Annotated in this window: 1 protein-coding gene; it reads left to right on the top strand. The window is 70.9% G+C overall.

Features of this window, described 5'->3' with window-relative positions; translation table 11 throughout:
• Positions 1-111: 111 nt before the first annotated feature.
• Positions 112-433 (top strand): ABC transporter permease (locus tag J5M58_RS27180; protein WP_207880558.1); only part of this gene is annotated, 322 nt, incomplete at its 3' end.

Raw genomic sequence — 433 nt, 5'->3', positions numbered from 1 at the left:
CTTCAGCCCCGGCGCCGATATCGCCGCGCCGGGGCTGAAGGATGTCGTAGGCCACTGGATCGCCGCGCGCCGCGGCGGCGACGCCGCGCCGCGTTTCGCCGGGCGGCCCGCATGAGCGCCGTCGCAGCGATCGTCTGGTTCGACCTCAAGCGCTTCTGGGCGTCGCCGCTGCGCATCCTGTTCGGGCTCACGCAGCCGCTGCTGTATCTGTTCGTGCTCGGCGCGGCGCTCAGAAGCGGCACGTACGCGGAGATCGGCGGCTATCAGGCGTACATCTTTCCGGGCGTGGTCGGGCTGTCGCTGATGTTCACCGCGATCTCGGCCGCGGTCGGCATCGTGCACGATCGGCAAACGGGTTTGCTGAACGCGCTGCTCGTGTCGCCCGTGCGCCGCGTCGACATCGCGCTCGGCAAGATCGGCGCGGGCGCGCTGC

Source organism: Pseudomonas sp. 32_A, assembly GCF_017490905.1.
In the GTDB taxonomy this organism is placed as follows: domain Bacteria; phylum Pseudomonadota; class Gammaproteobacteria; order Pseudomonadales; family Pseudomonadaceae; genus Aquipseudomonas; species Aquipseudomonas inefficax.
Note: the sequence above shows the minus strand (reverse complement) of the source record. Positions and strands in the feature narration are given on the sequence as shown.